The sequence below is a fragment of the Bacillus sp. JJ664 genome, assembly GCF_036962205.1.
GTDB lineage: Bacteria > Bacillota > Bacilli > Bacillales > Bacillaceae_G > Gottfriedia.
The window spans coordinates 1-915 of the sequence record NZ_JBALMS010000239.1 but is presented as its reverse complement, the minus strand read 5'-3'; the positions used below and the strand labels follow the sequence as shown (position 1 = coordinate 915).

At 31.0% G+C, this 915-nt stretch carries 1 protein-coding gene; it reads left to right on the top strand.

All coding sequences use genetic code 11. The annotated features are described in order from the left end of the window. Positions 1–395 precede the first annotated feature (395 nt). Positions 396–915, top strand: a 520-nt coding sequence (locus V7056_RS20695; RefSeq protein WP_499704269.1) for a divergent polysaccharide deacetylase family protein, incomplete at its 3' end; no start/stop codon positions are given.

Here is a 915-nt window from a genome sequence, read left to right as displayed (position 1 = left end):
CCCTTAAATGTAAATTTTTACGAACGTGTAGTTCTTTCATTCGTTCTGCCAATGTAAACTACATAAATTTGACATGTCAAATTATGTATATGACGGTATTTTTATTATATTATTACTTATTTCACAAAAAAAATATTAATTTTTTAAAGAGTAAATAGCTACTAATGAAGTGGAAAAAGTGGAAAATCAGAAATATGAGAAGAGAAGTTTAATTACGCCTTATTATTCAAATTTTAATAGTCAATAGTATTCTTAGTAATAGGCATGTAATTTGTTTTAATGGTTTTTATTTTTATCTAATCTAAGTGGTTATTTATTGAATTACATACGGTTAATTTATCATTAAACACAGAAAATAGTATTACATTTTCATTCATGATAAAGGAGATAAACTTATGAGGCATTGGATTACTTCATTATTTACTTTAGTAGTAGTTTTTACTACTGCTTGTTCTTGTGTATATGCGGAACCTAATCATAAGGTTGCCATTGTAATTGATGATTTTGGAAATAATATGAAGGGGACTGAACAGATGCTTTCTCTGCCTATCCCATTAACTGTTGCAGTTATGCCATTTTTACCTTCAACTCAGAAGGATGCTTCAACCGCTCATTCTAGAGGTTATGAAGTAATTGTTCATTTACCTATGGAACCAAGAACAGGTATGGCAAGCTGGCTTGGTCCAAATGCAATTACCTCAAACTTAAGTGACTTAGAAATTCGTAGAAGGGTTGTTGCAGCAATTGATGACGTTCCTTATGCAATTGGGATGAATAATCATATGGGTTCAAAGGCAACTTCTGATGAGCGAGTAATGCGAATCGTATTGTCAGTTTGCAAAGAACGAGGTTTATTTTTTCTAGATAGTAAAACGAACTACTGGAGCATTGTTTCAAAAATTGCAAAAGAACTTG